Source organism: Lacticaseibacillus zeae DSM 20178 = KCTC 3804, from assembly GCF_000260435.1.
Taxonomy (GTDB): domain Bacteria; phylum Bacillota; class Bacilli; order Lactobacillales; family Lactobacillaceae; genus Lacticaseibacillus; species Lacticaseibacillus zeae.
Genome location: NZ_BACQ01000087.1, coordinates 1 through 1181, shown reverse-complemented (window position 1 = coordinate 1181; position 1181 = coordinate 1). Strand labels below are relative to the sequence as shown.

Annotated in this window: 1 protein-coding gene; it reads right to left on the bottom strand. The window is 52.4% G+C overall.

What is annotated here, in order from left to right:
• Positions 1-61: 61 nt before the first annotated feature.
• A complete protein-coding gene (locus GSO_RS15245; RefSeq protein ID WP_010493886.1) occupies positions 62-1081 on the bottom strand; it encodes an IS30 family transposase in 1020 nt (339 codons plus the stop codon).
• Positions 1082-1181: the final 100 nt, after the last annotated feature.

Below are 1181 nucleotides of genomic sequence, written 5' to 3'. Positions count from 1 at the left end.
CCTCGATTGTCAACTCAAGTGCAACAAATGATGATTATTCAAATAATTGGTCTAGGTGATGCTAGAGATTGGGCAGAAGGGTGGCGGCACATTGATAGTTGAGCGAACGCCGCGGTCGTTGGTTGAGGGCATCCTGGAAGCCTTGGATGTCAGTGATGTCATAATCGTGGAGCGAGTGGCCTTTGGGTATGAACTCGCGGATAAGACCGTTGGCGTGTTCGTTGGTGCCGCGTTCCCATGGCGAGTATGGGTGGGCGTAGTAGACGTCGGTGCCAGTAACTTCGGAAAGTTTAGCGAACTCACTCCCATTGTCGAAGGTGACGGTCTTGAAATTGTCCGCACCATAGTCATTGAGGATTGACTGAAGGCCTCGTAAGCAGGTATCGGCGTGGTAGTTGGGGAGCTTGATGATGATTTCGAAACGCGTCACACGCTCGGTCATCGTCATCAACGCTGGTTCATCTTCGACGCGGGTGCCTTTGACCAAATCACCTTCCCAATGACCCACAACTTGGCGATTCTCAACTTCTGCGGGGCGCTCCTCGATGGACTGACCGTAGATGCGTTTGTTCGTCCGTACATGCTTACCGGTGTCATGCTTAACCCGGCGGCGTGGCTTCATCGGTAGGTCACCATTGCGTACCTCAAAAAGCCCTTTGTTGATGTCCCGGTAGACAGTGGGTGTCGATGGGCATGGTCGTTCCGGATGAGTCTGCTTGTAAGTGTGCACGAAGCTATCCACACTGTGGATTCGCGGCCGCGCTTGGAGCACCACCGCAAGCTCTGCGTAGAAATCTGGGCACTGATCAAAGCGCGTCCTTGGGCGACAAGCGGCGCGGTGCTTGTCGTAGACCGCAGCGCCGGTTTCAGCGAAGTAGCGCCGGTAGTGCTTGCCCGCGCCGCAGATTTGTTCAGTCGTGCCACGTTTGAGTTCACGGCTAACGGTAGATTTGTCACGATGAATCTGCTCAGCAATCTTAGTGACAGTGAAACCAGCCTGCTTAAGTGCCTGAATTTGCCCTCGTTCTTCTAAAGTGAGTTGTCGATAGTGCCTAGGTGTAGTAATCTGTGATTGGGTCATGATGATTCCTTTCTCATTTGCTTGGTCGCTTATAAGAATAGGTCATCATGGCCTTTTTGGTCTAGTCTATTGGCTGTTGCACTTCAAGTGTAAATCGGGG

Coding starts and splice junctions, on each gene's coding strand:
- GSO_RS15245 (WP_010493886.1), bottom strand. CDS start 1,081: ATGACCCAATCACAGATTACTACACCTAGGCACTATCGACAACTCACT.